The organism is Candidatus Methylomirabilota bacterium (assembly GCA_036001065.1).
In the GTDB taxonomy this organism is placed as follows: Bacteria; Methylomirabilota; Methylomirabilia; order Rokubacteriales; family CSP1-6; genus MNEF01.
Map to the genome: position 1 here is coordinate 1 of DASYUQ010000163.1, position 2,297 is coordinate 2,297.

The following is a 2,297-nucleotide window of genomic DNA, read 5'->3' on the forward strand; positions in this document are numbered from 1 at the left end:
GGCCAGAGACGACGACCGGCAGTCTGAAAGAAGTGGTGGAGCACCGGATACTCCATCCCTTCGAGGTCGATCTTCATGACGTCCACATGGTCCACAGCCACCGCCGCGAGGAGGTCGGGTAGAGTCATCACGTCAACCACCACACTCTCCGCCGGCTGCGAGGCCCCCGGACGGGCCAACAGCGAGTTCTGTCCGCGCCGCTCAGGATTGATGAACAGCGGGAGGCGGCCAGGGTGATCGCCCAAGGCCGCGCGCACGGGGGTGATGCTCGCCCGGTTCGTCGCGATGTTGAAGGCCAGGCGAGCGTAGAGCTCGGGATCCGGCTCGACGGCGACAATCCGACACGCCGGCCCGAGTCGGTTGTACGCCCAGAACGAGTAGGCGCCCGCGTTCGCACCCAGGTCGAGGAACACGGTGGCCGAGGCGATCCGGCTCTTCAGAACGTCCCGCTCGGCTGGATCGAAGGACTCCGGCCGGAACAGGAGCGCCGTCTCCGAGTAGTTCCCGCGGCGATGCAGGCGCAGCCGAAGGCCCCACACCTCGACGTCCAGCGGGGTGTCCGGACCGTACTTCACCGGGTGCCGCAGGAAGACCGCCAGACGGGCACCGAGCCAGTTTCGGGGGAGACGTCGACAGAACGCAATCAGCCAGCGTTCGACTCCACGCGGTGCGTGTTTGCCCCACGGCTCCCCCGCCTCGGTCATCTGGCCGGAACCTTGAGCTCCAGCCACTCCACCTGGCGGGCCTGCACCGCGTCTCGCACCCGGCGTTCCCGGGTACTCAAGCCGGCGCCCTGAGGGTTGCAGGGAGCCTCGCCGCGCCAGGAACGCGAGCGAAGCCGCGGCCATGACCCCTCCCGTGAGCAGCCACGCCTGCGCAGTGGCCCGCGCCAGCAAGACGACGATCAAGCCTGCCGCTATCCAGGGCACAACGCGCCCGGCCGGCATGACGAACGGCTTGTCGGCCGCGCCCGCGTCGAGCCGCCGCAGCCGCCACACGCCCAGGCAGCACGCCAAATACACGAACAGGATCGCCACGTTCGCCATGATCGCGAGTTTGACGTACGTGCCCGTGATAGCGATGGCGCACACGATCACACCCTGGATCGCGATCGCGACGTAGGGCGTGTGGTGTGCGCGGTGCACTGCCGCGAGCGGCTGCGGCAGGTAGCCATCCACCGCGAGGGCGAAGAGCGTCCGCGGGGTGGAGAGCATCGTGGCCGTCATGAAGCCGAAGGTCGAGACGATCATCGCGATGAGGATCAGCGTGGAGCCGGTCGGTCCGGCGAATTGCACGGCCGCCGCGGCGAGCGGGGCTTTGGCCGTCTCGGGGGCGGCGAGCGCGCTGCCGAGGATGCCCTGGGCGACGAGCTGGACGGCGATGTACAGCACACCGACGCCCGTCACCGCGAGGGCGATGGCCCGCGGCACGGCGCGGGCCGCATCGCGCACTTCGCCGCTCACCTGCAGCGCGGATTCCATCCCGAAGAAGGCAAACATCAGGAGCAGCCCGGATTCTCCCAGGCGCGCGAGCGAGGGGAACGATCCCAACGCGAGATTCTCCGCCCGGACGTGCGACAGACCGAGCGCCACGAACGCGATGAGCGGGACGACTTTCGCGACCGTCGCGATGCCGCTCACGCGTGATCCCAGCGCGGCACCGCGGATGTTGACGACGGCAAGGCTGGCGATGATCACGACGAGGAACAGGGCGCGCGGCAGTTGACCACCGACGCCCGGCAGCAACTCGCCGACCGCGTCGGCGAGCACGGTGGCGACCGCCCCCATCGCGAGCGTGATGCCGAGCCAGAGCAGCACGCCGCACAGATATCCGGCGTAGGGGCCGAACGCCGTCTCGACGTACGCGTACGGGCCGCCGCTCCGGGGGAAGCGGCTCCCGGCCTCCGCGATGCACAGGGCGACGAGCGCCGTCGCCACGGCGCACACGAGGTAGGCGAGGGGAGCCGCGGCACCGAGGTTGCCGGCGACGTGCGCCGGGAGCACGAAGATCGCCGCGCCGACGGTGATATTGAAAATGGCGGCGGCGAGCCCGCGCACGCCGATCACGCGCCGCAGGGCGGGCGGGGGGTCGGTCACACTGCCGCGGCAATCAACTCGGAGAACTTCGCCAGGTCGATATTGCCGCCGGAGACAATGGCGACGATCGGGCCCGGACCCGCCTTGCCAGTGAGCGCCGCCGCTAGGCCGAGCGCACCAGCTCCCTCGGCGATGACGCGGGCCTTTTCCGCCATGAGACGCATGGCGCGCTTCACCTCGTCCAGGCTCACCACGATGCAG

2 protein-coding genes are annotated in these 2,297 nt (G+C 69.7%); both read right to left on the reverse strand.

Annotation, left to right across the window (positions count from 1 at the left end; all coding sequences use genetic code 11):
* Nucleotides 1-2,066 (reverse strand): amino acid permease (locus VGV13_15880; protein ID HEV8642570.1); only part of this gene is annotated, 2,066 nt, incomplete at its 3' end.
* A gap of 26 nt (nt 2,067-2,092) precedes the next feature.
* Nucleotides 2,093-2,297: pyridoxal-5'-phosphate-dependent protein subunit beta (locus VGV13_15885; GenBank protein ID HEV8642571.1), on the reverse strand; the 205-nt coding region annotated here is incomplete at its 5' end.